Here is a 15,968-nt window from a genome sequence, read left to right on the forward strand (position 1 = left end):
CGGTTTCCTTTTCCGGCGAAGGGGTCTATAGTTGTCGTGACGATCCGGTCAAAGCGGCCGATCGACCCTTCCGCCAGGTCTTGCCTCGATGAGCCACTTCTTTGCCGACGACGGCGAAAAGATCCACGTTCAGGTCTCTGGCGACGGTCCGCCGGTGATCATGCTGCACGGCTGGACAGCAAGCCACCACGAATGGACGCCGTTCCTCGAGCAGCTCACCGCCCACCACCGGGTGTTTCGCTGGGACGCACGGGGCCACGGCGGGCACCGCCTGACCCGGGACACCGTGCCGACGGTGCAACGGATGGCGCTCGATCTGGGCAATCTGATCGAGCACTACGAACTCGATCATCTGGTTGCCGTCGGGCACTCGATGGGTGCGCTGACGCTCTGGCAGTACATCGAGGACAATGGCTGCGCGCGGCTGGCCAAGGTCTGCTTCATCGATCAGTCGCCGAAACTGCTCACCGACGCCGAATGGCTCAACGGGATTTACGGCGATTTCGACCGTTCACGTTCAGCGGCCTTCCTGCAACACCTGGAGAGCGATTTCGCCGAATCGGTCCTGCTGCTCGGCGCGATGGGGCTCAATGATCGGGCGCGACAGAAGTATCAGGAAGGATCGCGTGGCCTCGAAAAGGCCCGGCAGTGGCTCAAGGAACTCGACCCCGCGCCGCTGATCGCCTGCTGGGAGAGCCTGACCGAGGCGGACTATCGGGCCACTCTCGACCGGATCGACATCCCGGCGCTTCTCGTCTACGGTGGATCAAGCAACTACTACCGCAGTGAGACGGCCCGCTACGTCCAGAACCGGATCGCCAACGCCGTGCTCCACATCTACGAGGGTACCGATCACTCGCCGCATCAGTGGCAGCGCGACCGCTTCGTGCGCGACCTCCGCGAGTTCATCGACCGTCCTTGAGCCGGCCGGCGAACTTCTTGCGAAAACTGGCCACCTTGGGGCCGATCACGACCTGGCAGTAGCCCTGCCCCGGATTCCGCCGGTAGTACTCTCGGTGATAGGTCTCGGCGGGGAAGAACGGCGCCTCCGGGCGCAGCTCGGTGACGATCGGAGCCGGCCAGAGCCCGGCCTCATCGAGTTCGCGGATCAGTGACGCGGCCGTCGCCTGCTGCCCGGGCGAGTGACAAAAGATGACCGAGCGATACTGCGATCCGACGTCATGGCCCTGGCGATCCTTGGTGGTCGGGTCGTGGATCGCGAAGAAGACTTCGAGCAGCTGCCGGTAGCTGCAGCGCGCCGGATCGAAAGTGATCCTGACGACCTCCGCATGCCCGGTCGAGCCGGTGCACACCGCCGCATAGTCCGGGTCGTCGACGTGCCCACCGCTGTACCCGGAGACCACCGACCGCACGCCGGCGAGCTGTTCGAAGACCGCTTCGAGACACCAGAAGCAGCCTCCGCCAAGGGTGGCTACCTCGAAATCCGCTTCCATCACTTCTCCTTTCGCACGATCGTCACGTCAGGCCGTCGGGCTGGCCTTGCGCAAGCTGGCAGGAGCCGCTGCGACGCTTCGCATACCGACCGGACCGTCCCCTGACCCGGAATTGAAAAAGCCGCGCCAGGCGCGGCTTTGTGTCGGCCGACCACGAAACCTCAGTGGAATTGCTCTTCCTCGGTCGAACCGGTCAGTGCGGTCACTGAAGAGGCTCCACCCTGGATCACCGTCGTCACCTCGTCGAAGTAACCGGTCCCCACTTCCTGCTGGTGCGAGACGAAGGTGTAACCCCGTTCACGTGCAGCGAACTCGGGTTCCTGGACTTTTTCGACGTAGGCAGTCATGCCGCGAGCGACGTAGTCCTGGGCGAGATCGAACATGTGGTACCACATGTTGTGGATGCCGGCGAGGGTGATGAACTGATACTTGTAACCCATCGCGCCGAGTTCGCGCTGGAACCTGGCGATCGTCGCGTCGTCCAGGTTCTTCTTCCAGTTGAACGACGGCGAGCAGTTGTAGGCGAGCAGCTTGTCGGGATGCTTGCCACGCACCGCTTCAGCGAACTTGCGCGCGAAGTCGAGATCCGGAGTACCCGTCTCGCACCAGACGAGGTCGGCATACTCGGCGTAGGCGACAGCCCGTGAGACCGCCTGGTCGAGCCCTTTGCGCGTCTTGTAGAACCCCTCCGAAGTCCGCTCGCCGGTGACGAAAGGCTTGTCGTTGTCGTCACAGTCGGAAGTCAGCAGGTCGGCCGCTTCGGCATCCGTGCGCGCGATGACCAGCGTTGGCACGCCGCAGACGTCCGCCGCGAAACGCGCGGCGATCAGCTTCTGGACAGCTTCCTGGGTCGGCACGAGCACTTTGCCGCCCATGTGTCCACATTTCTTGACCGAGGCCAACTGGTCTTCCCAGTGCACACCTGCGGCGCCGGCACGGATCATCGCCTTCATCAATTCGAATGCATTCAGCACCCCGCCGAAGCCGGCTTCGGCATCGGCGACGATCGGCGCGAAGTAGTCGAGGTAGCCCTTGTCGCCGGGGTTGATCCCTTTCGAGAACTGGATCTCGTCGGCACGCCGGAAAGAATTGTTGATCCGCTCGACGACCTTGGGCACCGAATCGACCGGGTAAAGCGACTGGTCAGGGTACATCGCCATGTACGAGTTGTTGTCGGCGGCCACCTGCCAGCCCGACAGATAGATCGCCTTGACCCCGGCCTTGACCTGCTGCATCGCCTGACCACCGGTCAGCGCGCCCAGGCAGTTGACGTACGGCTCGGTGTTGACCAGGTTCCAGAGCTTCGCGGCGCCGCGACGAGCAATCGTGTACTCGATTGGAAACGATCCGCGCAGGCGGACGACTTCGGCGGCCGAGTAGCCACGCTTGATGCCCTTCCAGCGGGGGTTCTCCGCCCAGTCTTTTTCCAGTTCGGCGATCTGTTGCTCTCTAGTGCTCATGACTTACCTCACAATAGGATGATGAACTGCCGTGGGAACACCGGTTGCCCCTGCAGTCGGCTCAGGAAGCCCTGCCCGTTCCCCTGCACCCTCCCCGGAGCAACCAATGGATGCAAGTATAGAGTGATTTTCCCTTGCCGGCAATAGTCTTATATAAGACATAAGATATGTTTTTGAGGATGCGTGTGAGGCTTCGGTGATTCACGCCGAGCCCCCGCAGTGCGCGTCGAGGAACCGAACGCGCATCGAGTCAGGCTGCGCCGATCGGGCAACTGGCGTGCCCCAGCCCCGGACGAGCCGGCCAGTCTGCGGCCCTCCCGCCTCACGGCCGATCCTGCCCAGCTGGCCGAAGTGGCCGGCGGCGACGACAGGGCGGGCTGGAGGACTCGTCGATCACCCCGTGACGCGGTCGATCCGGTCGCTGAACACCGCCGCCACGCCGCGGCGAAACAGTGAGCTCGCGCACTCCCGATGATTCACGGTGTAGCACAGCACGGAGATTCCCGCGCAGCGGGCCGCATCGATCACCTCGTCGTCGACGAGTTCGGCGTCGCAATGCAGGCTGAATACAGCGAGGTCCCTGCACCGGACAAGCCAGTCGTCCGGTACTTGCTGGTAGAGGCAACCCACAGCGAGTTCCGGTGCAGCCGCACGCGCAGCGGCGAGAGCCTCCCCGGAGAAGGAAGAGAGCAGCAGCCCGGAAGCCGCGCCCGCCCACAAGTCGCGCGCCTGCTGCGCGACGACCCGGCCAGTCAGCACTTCGAGCCCAGCTGCCGGCTTGATTTCGACGTTGGCCAACAGGCCCAGCCGACGGCAAAGCCGCGCGGCCGACTCCAGCGTCGGAAGCGGCTCGCCGGCGAACGCCGGATGATGGCGTACGCCGGCGTCGAGCCTGCCCAGCAGGCGATCGCTGGCTGCGCAGACGGGTCCAGAGCCGTCGGTGGTACGCTCCAGCGTCTGGTCATGGATCAACCAGGGAGTCCCGTCGGCGGAAAGCATGACGTCGAACTCGACCGCCCTGACACCCAGGCGGGCGGCTATCGACAGACCGGTCAGAGTGTTCTCGGGGGCGAGCGCACCGCCACAGCGGTGCGCGAAGACGCGCGGCAGAAGCCGGTCAACGGCCATCGCCGGGCGCGCCGTCCGACTACTTCTGGCGGGCTGGCGCCTTCCCCGATCCTGACGGTGAGGCACTCATGACCAGATTGCCACGCTGAACGGCCAGGTCGAGGGCCTCCTTGGCCGGGGTCTTGCCGGACCAGGCGGACTCGAGTTCCTCCTCGACGATGTTTCGCACCTTCTCGATCTCCGAAACGCGCAGCGTGCGCAGCGCAGCCGGCCCCTGAAGTTGCCGATAGGCTACCTTGAGCTCCGCGACGTCCCCCTTGAGCAGCTTGCTCTCCGCCGCCGCACGCGCCGCCGGGGTCATCGGCAGGAATCCGGCGACGGCGGTCAGCTCGACCTGGATGTCCGGTTCGAGCAGGAAGGCGACGAAATGCGCGACCCCCTTGTAGTCGTCCGGCTTCTGACCCGCGCCCACCCACAATGAAGCCCCCCCGGCCATCGTCTGCTGTGGGGCTCCCTGGATGTCGTCGTGATAGGGCAGGGCCGACACGCCGGTCTCCAGCTTGCGGCTTTCGTGCAAAGCTCCGAAGAGCGAAGAAGAACTGGTCAACATCGCGCACTCTCCCGCTGCAAAGCGGTTGTCGGCTTCGTCACGACGCCCGAAATAGATGAAGAATCGGGCCTTGGCCCAGGTCGTCATCATCGCCGTATGCTTGACCTGAACGAGGCCGTTGAAGTTGAGCCTGCCTTTGGCGTCGGCGACCTCGACGCCGTTCCAGGAGCTCAGATTGTCAATATGCACCCACGCCGGCCACGAGGTGGTGTACGGGCAGCTGCTTCCGGAGTCGAACAGTTTGTCGGCCGCCTTTTGGGCTTCGGCCCAGGTCTTCGGCGGATTCTCCGGGTCGAGTCCGGCCTTGCGGAAAGCCGACCTGTTGATGAACAGCACCGGAGTGGACATGGCCACCGGCAGGGCGAAGAGGTTGCCCTGGGCATCGCTCAGACCGACCCGGAGCTCCGGGGCCAGCTTGCTGCCGTCGAAGGGCATGTTGGCTTCCCTCATCACCTGATGCAGGGGCCTGAAAGCAGCTTTCGCGGCGACGAAACGCGCCTGTTCTTCACGCGTCACCAGGTTCAGATCCTTCGGCGCATCGCCCTGAACGCGGCGCACGAGCTTGACGTGATAGTCCTTCTGTCGTCCGTTGAAACGCTCGACCAGCTTCTCGAGCCGCTCGGCACGGTCCTCGTCGAGCTGGTGAGACAGTTCGATGTCGGTCACCGCGGCCAGTGCGGGGAGGGAGAAAGGCGCGACCAGGGCGAGCGCCGCAGCGGCAGGAAGAAGTCTGAGGAAATGCATGGCGGTCCTTTGGCGAACGGAAAAGCTGTGATTATAGTGTCAGGCAGCCCGTAGGGTACGCGTTGCGACGGCAACGGGCGACGACGATCGGCGATCGCCGGTCATCGACGCCATTTGTGATTAAAATGGACCCGTCGTAGGCTCCTGCCGGGGAGAATTCCGTGATCAAGCGCGCACCGCGCCCGCTCATCAGCATTCCGTTCAGCTGCTGCCTCCTCTTCGGCCTGGGCGGTTGCGATGCAATCCAGCAGAAGCTGGGCATCGAGGCGCCGGCAGCCAGGACTGCCCGACTCGAAGCCGACGGCAAGGCGGTGGGCGGAGCCTGCCGGCAATCGGGCAGAGCGATCGAGGACTGCTACTCGATCTACTCCTGGCTGCCCAAGGCGGCGATCTACGAAGGCTGGCGTGACATGGACCAGTACATGCGCGAGAACCGGCTGGAAACCGTCGAGCCTCAGTTGCCGCCGCCGCAGCCGCCGGGGACGCGCAAGAAGAAGGCCGCCGCCGAGGAGCCAGCTGAAGTACGCGCCGAGCAGAAGGCCAGCGAGAAGAACTGATCGATCGTTGACCCGGTGGTGCCCGAAAAGGGCGGCGCGATCGCCGAGACACACCCGTGATCGGTACCACCCGACCCGCCGCGGTCGCGCAGGGTCATGGCGCCGGGTTGGTATGGCGCAGGTGGATTGCGTCGATCTCGGCAAGCAGCGAAGGCGACAGGCGAACGGCCGAAGCGGCCAGATTCTCGTCGAGTTGCATCACACTGGTCGCACCGATGATCGTGCTGGCGACGAACCAGCGCGAATAGACGAAGGCAAGCGCCAGTTGCGCTGGAGTGAGTCCGTTGCGCCTCGCCAGGGCACAGTAGGCGGCGACTGCCGGAGCAACGTTGGCCTTGCCGTAACGCTGGCCGAAACCCGGAAACTCGGTGATTCGCCCGGGAGCCTGCGGATTGTCGAGGTATTTTCCGGAGAGCGTTCCGAAAGCCAGCGGCGAATAGGGCAGCAAGCTGACCTTCTCGCGATGGCAGACCTCCGCCAGACCGCTCTCGTAGACACGGTTGAGCAGGCTGTAAGCGTTCTGCAAGGACACCGGTCCGGGTAGACCATGCTCCCTGGCGAGGCGTACGAACTCCATGACCCCCCACGGATGTTCGTTGGACAGCCCGAAGTGGCGAATCTTGCCCTCTTGCGCCAACGTCGCCAGCGCCCCGAGCGTTTCGAGAATCGGTGTCGACGGGTATTCCTTTCGCGGATCGTACCGCCACTCACCGAACATCGGCTGATTGCGCGCCGGCCAGTGCAGTTGGTAAAGATCGATGTACTCGGTTCGCAGGCGCCGCAATGAGCCTTCGACCGCCTGGCGCAGGCAGCCGAGGCTGAAGTCGAGGCGACCCTCACGGATCCAGCCGAGGCCGCGCGAGGGACCGGCTGCCTTGGTGGCCACGACGACCCGATCCCGCTCCTGCTTGACCAGCCAGTTGCCGACGATCTCCTCGGTCCGGCCAGAGGTCTCGGCGCGTGGCGGAACGGGATAGAGCTCTGCAGTATCGATGAAGTTGACCCCGGCCGCGACGGCCCGGTCGAGCAGCGCGTGCGCCTCGGCTTCGCTGTTCTGCTGTCCGAAGGTCATCGTGCCGAGACAGATTTCTGAAACGACGAGCGAACTGTTGCCCAGCGTGTTCGTGTTCATGCGTCCTCCAATTTTCCTGCTCGGTTGCCCAATTCGACCCGACGACAGGCGGCGACCAGCCGACCGGGCATACGCTGACTCACCGCTGGCCCTGCTTCCGGGGGAAGACCAGCGCCCTGGCCCACTCGGCTGTCGAAGCCATGCGCAGCACCCGGCCCGGGATGTCGCTACGATACCGCAACTGAAGAACTGCTGCTCGCCTGGTGCTCCTCCGGCGACCATTCATCTGGCGAACGCCCGACTCAGGACAGAGGCCACCACTCGATCTCGACCGGACCTCTAGAGCGGCTCTGCGGCGGTGCTCCGCTGGGTGTATAATCGTCGCCCTACGAAGTTGATTTTTGGTCGATTTGGGGAATCGGATGGCTTTTGACGAACTCGGTCTGGCCGGCGAACTGCTGAGAGCGCTTGCTGACGAGGGTTACACCGAGCCGACGCCAATCCAGGAACAGGCGATACCGATCGTCCTGTCGGGTCAGGATCTGATGGGCGGCGTACAGACCGGAACAGGCAAAACCGCCGCCTTTGCTCTGCCGTTGCTTCAGCGCCTGCTGCCCTTCGCCAACGGCAGCCCCTCACCGGCCAGGCACCCGGTACGCGTCCTGATGCTCGCGCCGACGCGTGAACTGGCCATCCAGGTTCACGAATCGGTCAGAACCTACAGTCGCTACGTGCCCGTCAGAACTGCCTGCGTTTATGGCGGTGTCGATATCAAACCCCAGATCGCCGAGATTCGCAGAGGCGTCGAGGTGCTCGTCGCCACGCCCGGGCGACTGCTGGACCTCGTCGAGCAGCGCTGCCTGAACTTCACCAGCGTCCAGGCACTCGTCCTCGACGAGGCCGATCGCATGCTCGACATGGGCTTCATTCCGGACGTCACGCGAATCATCAACCTGCTGCCAGCGCAGCGCCAGAGTCTCCTTTTCTCGGCGACCTTCTCCGAAGAGATCCGGAAGCTCGCCGACCGCATGCTCCGTGCCCCGGTGCTGATTGAAGTCGCCCGCCGCAATACCGTTTCCGAGACGATCGCCCACCGCGTTCATCCGGTCTCCGCCACGGCGAAACGGGCTCTGCTGGTCAAGCTCCTGAGGTCTGCGGAGTTCAATCAGGTTCTGGTCTTCACCCGGACCAAGATCGAAACGAACCGCCTCGCCCGCGACCTGCAGCGCGCGGGAATCGCAGCCGACTCGATTCACGGTGACAAGAGCCAGCAGGATCGACTCAAGGCGCTCGATTCGTTCAAGGAGGGATCGACGCTCGTGCTCGTGGCGACCGACGTCGCAGCGCGCGGGCTGGACATCGACGAGCTGCCGCACGTGATCAACTACGAGCTTCCGCACACCCCGGAGGATTACATCCACCGCATCGGGCGGACAGGGCGCGCAGGCCGACCCGGAACGGCAGTTTCGCTGGTCTCGGCAAGCGAAGTCGCTTACCTCGTGGACATCGAAAAGCTGATCAGGCGGCAAATCGAGCAGGTCGTCATCCCGGGTTTCGAACCCGAAGACGATTATTGCTACCCTCCCGACGAGAATCGCCGGCGCGACCGGCGGTCGGCACCGCTCCGACCCGCAGCCGACACGCCGACTTCGCGCGGCGGACGCACCTCGCGTCCTCAGTCAGCCGGCGATGCGCCGGTCCGGGAACCCAAGCGAGCACGTCAGTCCGAACCGCCCATCGACGGTTTCGATTTCAGCAAGCCGTACGAGAGCCGCGATCCACAACCGCCCGCCGCACCGGTCGGCGGCCAACCCGAGAAGGCCCTGACCGGTGACGAGCGCCCGCAGAAGCCTCGTCGCCCGGTTGCGGCACTACTTGGCGGTCCTGGACGAAAGTAGGCCTGCCGGCACGCTTCCTGCTTTTTGCTCGGGAGCGGGCGCTTCGACGAGCTTGAGGATGGCCATCGAGATGTTGTCGCCGTCGCCATTGCCGAGCAGCCGGGCCCGCCCGATGAGCAACTCGGACGCTTCACGGGCCGTGGCCGAACCATTGATCGCCCAGGCCAGTTCCTGCTCGCTGAAATACGCCCAGAGTCCGTCAGAACAGAGCAGGAAAGAGTCTCCCGGCTGCAAGTCCTCGGCCTCCCCGTACTCGATCCTGGGAGCCTCGACTCCGCCGAGCGAGGTCAGCAAGATATTGCGGTTCGGATGGACCAGCGCCTGCTCGGGCGTGATCCGCCCCTGAACGACCAGTTGTCCGACGTACGAATGATCGATGGTGCGAAACACCAGACTGTCGCCGCGAAAGTGGTAGAGGCGACTGTCGCCGCAGTACGCCCAGCTGACTTTCCCTGGCTGCAGCAGCAACATCACGACGGTGCTGTGCGGGTCCTTCTCGTTGATGAAGCGCGAGGCCTTGATCAGCATGTGCGCTTCATTGATGCACGACTCGAGCAGGGTTCTGGCCGATTCCGTCCGCACCGAGAAGCCCTCGAGGTTGTTGCGTGCAGTGTGGATCACCTGCTGCGCAGCAATGACCCCGCCCGTATGCCCGCCCATTCCGTCGGCGACGACGGCGAGCGTCACTCCGCCACCGCGAGGATGCGGCAGAATCGCTGCGCGGTCCTGCTGTTCGCGGCGATCACCCTGGTGCTGAGCGACACAGGCATCAATCACGAGCGGCATCGTGCCCCCTTTCGGTCGGCGAACGACGCTGTGCGCAAGAGGCCTCCGCGCGGAAGACAGGCCCGGGCAGCGCTGCGCGGAATGGGCCGATCGGCTGCCGCGCGCATTCAGAGCTTGACCAGATGAAGTTCGTCGGGGCGCGGCAGATGCCCGCTCGTTTCGGGATTCCGTGCGATGTACGCCCGGTGCACCGCGACAACCAGGGCATGAACTTCCTCCACGTCAAGCTGCGGGAAACTCTGCGCGATGAGGCGATGCGCGAGGTGTTCGAGAGACTGCCCGGTCCACCCCCGGGCAGGGTCGAGGAAGGGCTCGATGATCACAAAAGCGTCCTCGAACATCGAGCGCAGACGAGAGTTTCTCCTTCGCTCCAGCGGCATGCCGGCTGACTGCTCATCTTGCTCGCTGATCATCCCGCTCCCCGTGCCCGGGCATCGCCCGAAGCTTCCTGCCTGCGCTCGCCAGTCCTGCCGTCGACAGTGGCCGGTAGCTGGCGAACGAATTCTATCGCTTTCAGCCGACAAGCGGTCCGGTGATCGCCGGCCAGATGGCCGAGCAGGTCCCCGCGCAACTGCGGCGATGGCAGAATGCCGCTCCGGACGACGACCAGCGCCTTCAGACCTCCGTCGCTGATCCGTTCATCGCAGGCCATCACCGCACACGCGGCGACTGCTGGATGGGCGCGCAGACGTTCCTCGACGTCGCACTGAATGACGCCTCGTTCGGGGGCGCCAGGGCCGTCGCGCTCAGGCCGATGCGCAAACATATTCCCCTGCTCATCGATTGTCCCGAGGCACCCCGTCACTCGCCAGCCATCGCCGACAAAATGCCGTCCGGCCTCAGCCGGCTGATTCCAGTAGCCGAGCCCGAGCGCCGGATCATCCGCCCCGTTGCACCGTCGATTGACGGCGAGCTGGCCGATCTCCCCAGCCGGCAGCACGCGCCCCAGTCCGTCGACCGCCGCGAGACGATGCCCGGGATAGGCCCGACCCAGCGAACCCGGACTCACCGACCATCGCCGCGGGCTGCTTCCTGCCAGGCAGGGGAATTCGCTCACCCCCCAGGTCTCACTGATCGTCACTCCGAGCTTCTCGCCGGCCCATCGGACGATGGCCTCACCGGCCGGCTCTCCTGTACAGACCAGCGTCCGCAGTTCGAGGTCGAAATGCGCCTTCGGCTCGGGGAAGCTCTCCCGGACCATCCGCAGGGCCGACGAATCGATCAGCCAGTTGCGCACCGCATAGCGCTGCAGCAGCGCGAGCGCCTTTGCCGGATCGAACGGGCCGTTGTAGGCCAGCAGCGGTACCCCGGAATGCCAGGTCGGCAGCAGGCCGTTCCACAAACCGTCAGCCGACGCCCAGTCGGCCGGCGACCAGAACAGGTCACCGGGGTGAGGACCGAAGTCGTGCGCACAGAGGTAGCCACTGAGTACTCCTGGGAGCGTGCGATGGCCGAGCAGAACGCCAGACAAGCCCTCCGGATAGAGGATCATGGCCGGATCAGCGGGCGCCGTGTCTGCCGCCGTGTAGCGTGGCGAGGCATGCTCGAGAACCTCGGCCCAGTCCCTGAGCCCCGGGCCTCGCGCGGCACCTGCACCAAGGACGTGACGCAGTCCCGGCAGGCGGTCGCGAACCTCGAGCAACGCAGCCATCGTCGTCTCATCGACGATCGCGACGTGCGCGCCGCTGTCGCCGAGCCGCCGTTCGAGCAACTCCGGCACGAGCCACGGAGACAGCGGCACGGCGATTGCAGCCATCTGCGCGATGGCGACAAGGGCGATCGCGGCCTCCGGACGCGGCGGAAGGCAAACCGCCACGCGGTCGCCACGCACCGTGCCCAGCGCGGCCAGCACGTTGGCCAGACGGTTTGCGTCGTGCTGGATGTCCCAGAAGCTGTGCGCTGAAGTGAAGCCGTGCCGGTCTTCGTAGTACAGGGCGAAGCGACTGCGGTCGGCAGCCCAGCGTCCACAGACCGCGGTACCGATGTTGAAACGGGCCGGAACCCGCCAGCGAAACTCTCGGCAGAGTTCTTCGTGGCTTTGCGCCCGCGGGTCGATCTCGATCGCTGGCCCTTCGTCCGCCCCGGCCCTGTCACCGTCGGACGAGCCGAGATCGCTGCCCGGTGCCCGTTCTTCGCGACTGCTCACGGCCCGTCGTCGTCGCCACGAGCAGCACGGCCAACCTGCAGCACACCGAACGCGCGCCACTGCCGCTCGCCTGGCACTGCCGCCAAAAACGCTCCGGCGAACATTCAGCGAATCGCGCTGAGGCGCTCGTCGACCAGCTCGATCCAGTGACGGACCGGCCTGGCCGTCCCACTCTGCAGATGAGTCTGACAACCGATGTTCGCCGTGACCAGGAAGACCGGCGAACCGGCCTGAAGCGCAGCCAGCTTGTCGTCACGCAACTGGGTAGCCAGGACCGGCTGAGTGATCGAATAGGTCCCTGCCGACCCGCAGCAGAGGTGCGGGTCGGCAACGGCGGACGGCTGATAGCCGCAGGCAGTCAGCAACCCCTCGACGATGCCCCGGATCTTCTGGCCATGCTGCAAGGTGCACGGCGAATGGAAGGCGACGGTCTGTCCAGTGCCGCCGCCGGCGTCGCGCAGCAGGCGGTTCAGCGAATCGCGTTCGGCAGCGAGCACCTCGGAGACGTCGCGGGTCAGGGCGGCGATTCGCTCCGCCTTTTCGGCATAGGCCGGGTCATCGCGGAACAGCTCCCCATACTCGCGGACGTGCGCGCCACAACCCGACGCGGTCATCACGAAACCCTCGACTCGCCCGCTCTGCACATCCGGCCACCAGGCATCGATCACCCGGCGCATGTCTGCGTATGCGCCCTGGCGAGCGTCGAGGTGGTAGCGCAACGCACCGCAGCAGTCGGCCCCGGCAACCTCGATCAGTTCGATGCCCAACCGGTCGAGAACCCGCGCGGCGGCCGCATTGGTCTGCGGCGTCAGCGTGGACTGCACACACCCGGCCAGCGCAACCATCCGGCGCCGATGACCCGACGCGCGTGGCCATGATCGGGCCGCGGGTTGTCGGGCCGGCACCTTCCCGGCGAGCGCCGCCAGCAGAAACGGACGCAGCGCCTGACCGAGACGCACCGCCGGCCTGAAAATCCATTGCCTAGGGAGAGCTTCGCAGAGCATCAGGCGCATGATCCGCGACGAGCGCGATCGCGGAACACGCCGTTCGAGAACTTCACGTCCGATCTCGAGCAGGCGATGGTAGCGCACTCCCGACGGACAGGTCGTCTCGCACGAGCGGCAGCTCAGGCAGCGATCGAGGTGCTTGCGGGTCCGCTCGGTGACCGGCTGTCCTTCGAGCATCTCCTTGATCAGGTAGATGCGCCCGCGTGGACCATCGAGCTCATCACCGAGCAGCTGGAACGTCGGACAGGTTGCGGTGCAAAAGCCGCAGTGGACACAGCTGCGGAGAATCGCGTCGGCCTCGCGCCCCGCCGCCGTGTCGCGAATGAAATCGGCCAGGTTGGTCTGCATGGTCGGCGAACTCTCAGAAATCGGGGTACATGCGTCCAGCGTTGAACACGCCGTGAGGGTCGAACGCATGCTTCAACCGGCGTTGGATCCGCGCCAGCGGTTCGGACAACGGCTGGAACACACCGACCTCTGCCCTGCTCGCGACGTCCGCGCGGAACAGCGTGGCGTGTCCTCCGGCTGCAACGGCAGCCGCGCGAATCGTTCGCGCGTCGCCGCCACGGAGCCAGCGCTGCGCCCCTCCCCACTCGACGAGAGTCGGCCCGAGAACCTGCTGGGGCTCAGCAGACGAGGGCAGAGACAGGCGCCAGAGCGGCTCGTCACCGGCAAAGAAGGGATGCCTCTGCTCGCGCAGATCCTCCCAGAAAGTCTCCGCGCTGGCGTCGTCGAGCGCCTCGCCACCAAGACCACGGTGCGCTTCCGCGACCGCCGCCGCAGCGCCCGAGAGGCGCAGCGTCAGCACGCCTTGATGCCATGCCGACGCAGATATCGGCAGAGGCCGCCCGGCCCACTCGTTCAGCATGCGCAGCGCCGCGGCCTCAGCGACTGAAAAACGCAGGCTCTTCTCGGCGACCGGCCGCGGCAAGACCTTCAGCGAGACTTCGAGCAACACCCCGAGCGTTCCGAGACTGCCGGCCATCAGCCGGGGAACGTCGTACCCGGCGACGTTCTTCATCACCCGACCACCGAACGAGAGGACTTCGCCCAGGCCATTGAGCACGCGCACTCCAAGGACGAAATCGCGAACGGCGCCGACAGCCTGCCGCCGCGGACCCGACAGACCGGCCGCCAGCATGCCGCCGACCGTCGCGCCATCGCCAAAGCGAGGTGGCTCGAAGGCCAGCCACTGCCCCCTTTCGGCAAGCGCTGCGGCCAGATCGCGCAGAGGCGTTCCGGCGCGCGCGGTCACCACCAGTTCGGTCGGCTCGTAAGCCACGATCCCGCGCCAGTCGCCGACTTCGAGCGGATCCCCCTGCTCCGGCCGACCGTAAAAGGACTTGCTGCCCCCGCCGCGAATGACCAGCCTGCCGCCCGAAGCCGCTGTCTGGTTGACCCGTTCCCGGAGGCTGTCGATCGTGGTAGTCATCAGCCCTCCGGTGAGATCGCCGGCCGACCCGCGCGGGCCTGCGTGTACTCGCGACAGCGCGCCAGAGTCGGCACACCCTTCCCGGGATTGAGCAGCCCACCTTCGTCGAAGGCGGCCTTCAACCGATGAAAGGCGGCAATCTCGGCCAGCGAGAACTGCTCGGCCATGAGCATGATCTTCTCGATTCCCACGCCGTGCTCCCCGGTGATCGTGCCGCCAAAGCGGACCGAGAGCTCGAGGATCTCGGCACCGAAGGCCGCAGCCCTTGCGAGCTCGCCGGGCTGGTTGGCGTCGTACATGATCAGCGGGTGCAGATTGCCGTCTCCGGCATGAAAGACGTTCGCACAGCGCAGCCGATACTTCGTGGACAGCTCGGCGATCGCTTCAAGCATCTCGGCCAGGTGCTTGCGCGGGATCGTTCCGTCCATGCACAGGTAGTCGGGAGTCATTCGCCCGACGGCCGGAAAGGCAGCCTTTCTGCCCGCCCAGAACCTGAGTCGCTCGGCTTCGCTCTGCGAAACGCGAACCCCTGCCGCGCCGCTGTCCTCGAGCACCGCGGTCACCCGTTCAATTTCCTCGGCCACTTCCTCGGGGGTGCCGTCCGACTCACAGAGCAGGACCGCTTCGGCCGCCATGTCGTAACCGGCATTCACGTAAGGCTCGACGGCGTGGATGGCCTTCCTGTCCATCATTTCGAGACCGGCGGGAATGATCCCCGCGGCAATCACGCTGGCCACGGCATCGCCGGCCTTGCGCACGTCGTCGAACGAGGCAATGACCACCTGCGCCAGTTCCGGCCGCGGCGTCAGCTTGACGGTGACTTCGGTGATCACCGCGAGCAGCCCTTCGGAGCCGGTCACCAGGGCCAGCAGATCATAGCCGGGCGAATCGAGTGCTGCACTGCCGAACTCGACGACCTCACCAGCGATCGTCAGACCGCGGACGCGGAGCACGTTGTGCACGGTCAGCCCGTATTTCAGACAGTGCACGCCGCCGGCGTTCTCGGCGACGTTTCCACCAATCGTGCAGGCGATCTGCGAAGACGGATCCGGCGCGTAGTAGAGCCCGTAAGGCGCTGCCGCCTCGGAGACCGCGAGATTGCGCACCCCCGGCTGGACGACGGCCGTCCTCGACAACGGGTCGATACCGAGGATCCTTTTCAGTCTGGCCAGCGAGACGAGGACACCGTCGGGATGTGGCGTGGCCCCACCGGAGAGTCCGGTGGCCGCTCCGCGCGCGACGACCGGAGCCTTCAGTTCATCGCAGACCTTGAGGATCGCCTGCACCTGTGCCTCGCTGTCCGGCAGGGCGACGAGCAACGGGACCTCCCGGTAGGCGGTCAGGCCGTCACATTCGTAAGGCCGCAGGTCTTCCTCCTCGACGAGCAGCGCCTGCGCCGGCAGGACCTCGCGCAGACGCCGGATCAGTTGGCCGCGGTTCACCGCGAAACGGCGATCAGCAAGCGGGCTTTCCATACTCATCAGAGCTCCATTTCGTCGCCGAGTCCCGGCCGGCGGGCGACCCTGTGCGCCTCGTTCGCATCCATCGTCATCAGCGTGGCGGAAGACCTGCTGCAGAATACACCAAACGCCACACAGCGGCGATGCCAGCGAAGCCGGAAATTCGGCTGCGCTCGCGGGCGGCGCAAGGCGCGCGATACGAGCGCACGGCGCCGGCAAACGCCCGGCAGGAACCTCCCGAACGCCACCCGGCAGGCGACGGCGAAGGGCGAGC

The 15,968-nt window shown here is 65.6% G+C and carries 14 protein-coding genes; 3 read left to right on the forward strand and 11 right to left on the reverse strand.

Features of this window, described 5'->3' with window-relative positions:
* Positions 1 to 88 precede the first annotated feature (88 nt).
* Positions 89 to 922 carry an alpha/beta hydrolase gene (locus NFW05_RS01345; protein WP_295302108.1) on the forward strand — a complete coding sequence of 278 codons (834 nt, stop codon included), beginning with the start codon at positions 89 to 91 and terminating at the stop codon, positions 920 to 922.
* On the opposite strand, the gene msrA is transcribed toward NFW05_RS01345, so the two are convergent.
* The 4 genes from msrA to NFW05_RS01365 all read right to left on the reverse strand — a co-directional run bounded on the left by msrA (position 906) and on the right by NFW05_RS01365 (position 5,336).
* A complete protein-coding gene (msrA, locus tag NFW05_RS01350; RefSeq protein WP_295302109.1) occupies positions 906 to 1,454 on the reverse strand; it encodes a peptide-methionine (S)-S-oxide reductase MsrA in 549 nt (182 codons plus the stop codon). The genes NFW05_RS01345 and msrA overlap by 17 nt on opposite strands.
* A gap of 161 nt (positions 1,455 to 1,615) precedes the next feature.
* Positions 1,616 to 2,914: an isocitrate lyase gene (gene aceA / locus NFW05_RS01355; RefSeq protein WP_295302111.1), complete on the reverse strand. Its 1,299-nt coding sequence runs from the start codon at positions 2,912 to 2,914 to the stop codon at positions 1,616 to 1,618.
* 393 nt (positions 2,915 to 3,307) lie between these two features.
* Positions 3,308 to 4,042: a glycerophosphodiester phosphodiesterase gene (gene ugpQ / locus NFW05_RS01360; RefSeq protein WP_295302112.1), complete on the reverse strand. Its 735-nt coding sequence runs from the start codon at positions 4,040 to 4,042 to the stop codon at positions 3,308 to 3,310.
* Positions 4,043 to 4,061: 19 nt separating this feature from the next.
* Positions 4,062 to 5,336 (reverse strand): extracellular solute-binding protein, encoded by a 1,275-nt coding sequence (locus tag NFW05_RS01365; RefSeq protein ID WP_295302113.1) that lies wholly within the window; start codon positions 5,334 to 5,336, stop codon positions 4,062 to 4,064.
* Between the two features lie 161 nt (positions 5,337 to 5,497).
* Here NFW05_RS01365 and NFW05_RS01370 point away from each other — a divergent pair, with 161 nt between their 5' ends.
* Positions 5,498 to 5,893, forward strand: a complete 396-nt coding sequence (locus NFW05_RS01370) for a hypothetical protein (RefSeq protein ID WP_295302116.1) — start codon at positions 5,498 to 5,500, stop codon at positions 5,891 to 5,893.
* Positions 5,894 to 5,987: 94 nt separating this feature from the next.
* Here NFW05_RS01370 and NFW05_RS01375 read toward each other — a convergent pair whose 3' ends face one another.
* On the reverse strand, positions 5,988 to 7,025 hold the full coding sequence (locus tag NFW05_RS01375; RefSeq protein WP_295302117.1) for an aldo/keto reductase: 1,038 nt from the start codon (positions 7,023 to 7,025) through the stop codon (positions 5,988 to 5,990).
* Between the two features lie 362 nt (positions 7,026 to 7,387).
* Here NFW05_RS01375 and NFW05_RS01380 point away from each other — a divergent pair, with 362 nt between their 5' ends.
* A complete protein-coding gene (locus NFW05_RS01380; protein WP_295302119.1) occupies positions 7,388 to 8,863 on the forward strand; it encodes a DEAD/DEAH box helicase in 1,476 nt (491 codons plus the stop codon).
* Here NFW05_RS01380 and NFW05_RS01385 read toward each other — a convergent pair.
* The 6 genes from NFW05_RS01385 to NFW05_RS01410 all read right to left on the reverse strand — a co-directional run bounded on the left by NFW05_RS01385 (position 8,837) and on the right by NFW05_RS01410 (position 15,715).
* Positions 8,837 to 9,649 (reverse strand): protein phosphatase 2C domain-containing protein, encoded by an 813-nt coding sequence (locus NFW05_RS01385; RefSeq protein ID WP_295302121.1) that lies wholly within the window; start codon positions 9,647 to 9,649, stop codon positions 8,837 to 8,839. The genes NFW05_RS01380 and NFW05_RS01385 overlap by 27 nt on opposite strands.
* A gap of 107 nt (positions 9,650 to 9,756) precedes the next feature.
* The gene (locus NFW05_RS01390; protein WP_295302122.1) at positions 9,757 to 10,062 is read right to left on the reverse strand and encodes a hypothetical protein; all 306 of its coding nucleotides are present in this window, start codon (positions 10,060 to 10,062) and stop codon (positions 9,757 to 9,759) included.
* Entirely contained in the window at positions 10,059 to 11,795 is a 1,737-nt protein-coding gene (locus tag NFW05_RS01395; protein WP_295302124.1) for an AMP-binding protein, read from the reverse strand. The genes NFW05_RS01390 and NFW05_RS01395 overlap by 4 nt, the downstream gene beginning before the upstream one ends.
* A 104-nt stretch (positions 11,796 to 11,899) precedes the next feature.
* A complete protein-coding gene (glcF, locus tag NFW05_RS01400; RefSeq protein WP_295302126.1) occupies positions 11,900 to 13,150 on the reverse strand; it encodes a glycolate oxidase subunit GlcF in 1,251 nt (416 codons plus the stop codon).
* Between the two features lie 13 nt (positions 13,151 to 13,163).
* A complete protein-coding gene (glcE, locus tag NFW05_RS01405) occupies positions 13,164 to 14,234 on the reverse strand; it encodes a glycolate oxidase subunit GlcE (protein WP_295302127.1) in 1,071 nt (356 codons plus the stop codon).
* Positions 14,234 to 15,715 carry an FAD-linked oxidase C-terminal domain-containing protein gene (locus tag NFW05_RS01410; protein ID WP_295302133.1) on the reverse strand — a complete coding sequence of 494 codons (1,482 nt, stop codon included), beginning with the start codon at positions 15,713 to 15,715 and terminating at the stop codon, positions 14,234 to 14,236. Before NFW05_RS01410 ends, glcE begins: the two co-directional genes overlap by 1 nt.
* Positions 15,716 to 15,968: the final 253 nt, after the last annotated feature.

This window comes from Accumulibacter sp. (genome assembly GCF_023806625.1).
Classification (GTDB): domain Bacteria; phylum Pseudomonadota; class Gammaproteobacteria; order Burkholderiales; family Rhodocyclaceae; genus Accumulibacter.

What these genes read in the sequence shown, in the direction of transcription:
- NFW05_RS01345 (WP_295302108.1), top strand. Translation starts at nt 89, where the DNA reads ATGAGCCACTTCTTTGCCGACGACGGCGAAAAGATCCACGTTCAGGTC.
- msrA (WP_295302109.1), bottom strand. Translation starts at nt 1,454, where the DNA reads ATGGAAGCGGATTTCGAGGTAGCCACCCTTGGCGGAGGCTGCTTCTGG.
- aceA (WP_295302111.1), bottom strand. Translation starts at nt 2,914, where the DNA reads ATGAGCACTAGAGAGCAACAGATCGCCGAACTGGAAAAAGACTGGGCG.
- ugpQ (WP_295302112.1), bottom strand. Translation starts at nt 4,042, where the DNA reads ATGGCCGTTGACCGGCTTCTGCCGCGCGTCTTCGCGCACCGCTGTGGC.
- NFW05_RS01365 (WP_295302113.1), bottom strand. Translation starts at nt 5,336, where the DNA reads ATGCATTTCCTCAGACTTCTTCCTGCCGCTGCGGCGCTCGCCCTGGTC.
- NFW05_RS01375 (WP_295302117.1), bottom strand. Translation starts at nt 7,025, where the DNA reads ATGAACACGAACACGCTGGGCAACAGTTCGCTCGTCGTTTCAGAAATC.
- NFW05_RS01380 (WP_295302119.1), top strand. Translation starts at nt 7,388, where the DNA reads ATGGCTTTTGACGAACTCGGTCTGGCCGGCGAACTGCTGAGAGCGCTT.
- NFW05_RS01385 (WP_295302121.1), bottom strand. Translation starts at nt 9,649, where the DNA reads ATGCCGCTCGTGATTGATGCCTGTGTCGCTCAGCACCAGGGTGATCGC.
- NFW05_RS01390 (WP_295302122.1), bottom strand. Translation starts at nt 10,062, where the DNA reads ATGATCAGCGAGCAAGATGAGCAGTCAGCCGGCATGCCGCTGGAGCGA.
- glcF (WP_295302126.1), bottom strand. Translation starts at nt 13,150, where the DNA reads ATGCAGACCAACCTGGCCGATTTCATTCGCGACACGGCGGCGGGGCGC.
- glcE (WP_295302127.1), bottom strand. Translation starts at nt 14,234, where the DNA reads ATGACTACCACGATCGACAGCCTCCGGGAACGGGTCAACCAGACAGCG.
- NFW05_RS01410 (WP_295302133.1), bottom strand. Translation starts at nt 15,715, where the DNA reads ATGAGTATGGAAAGCCCGCTTGCTGATCGCCGTTTCGCGGTGAACCGC.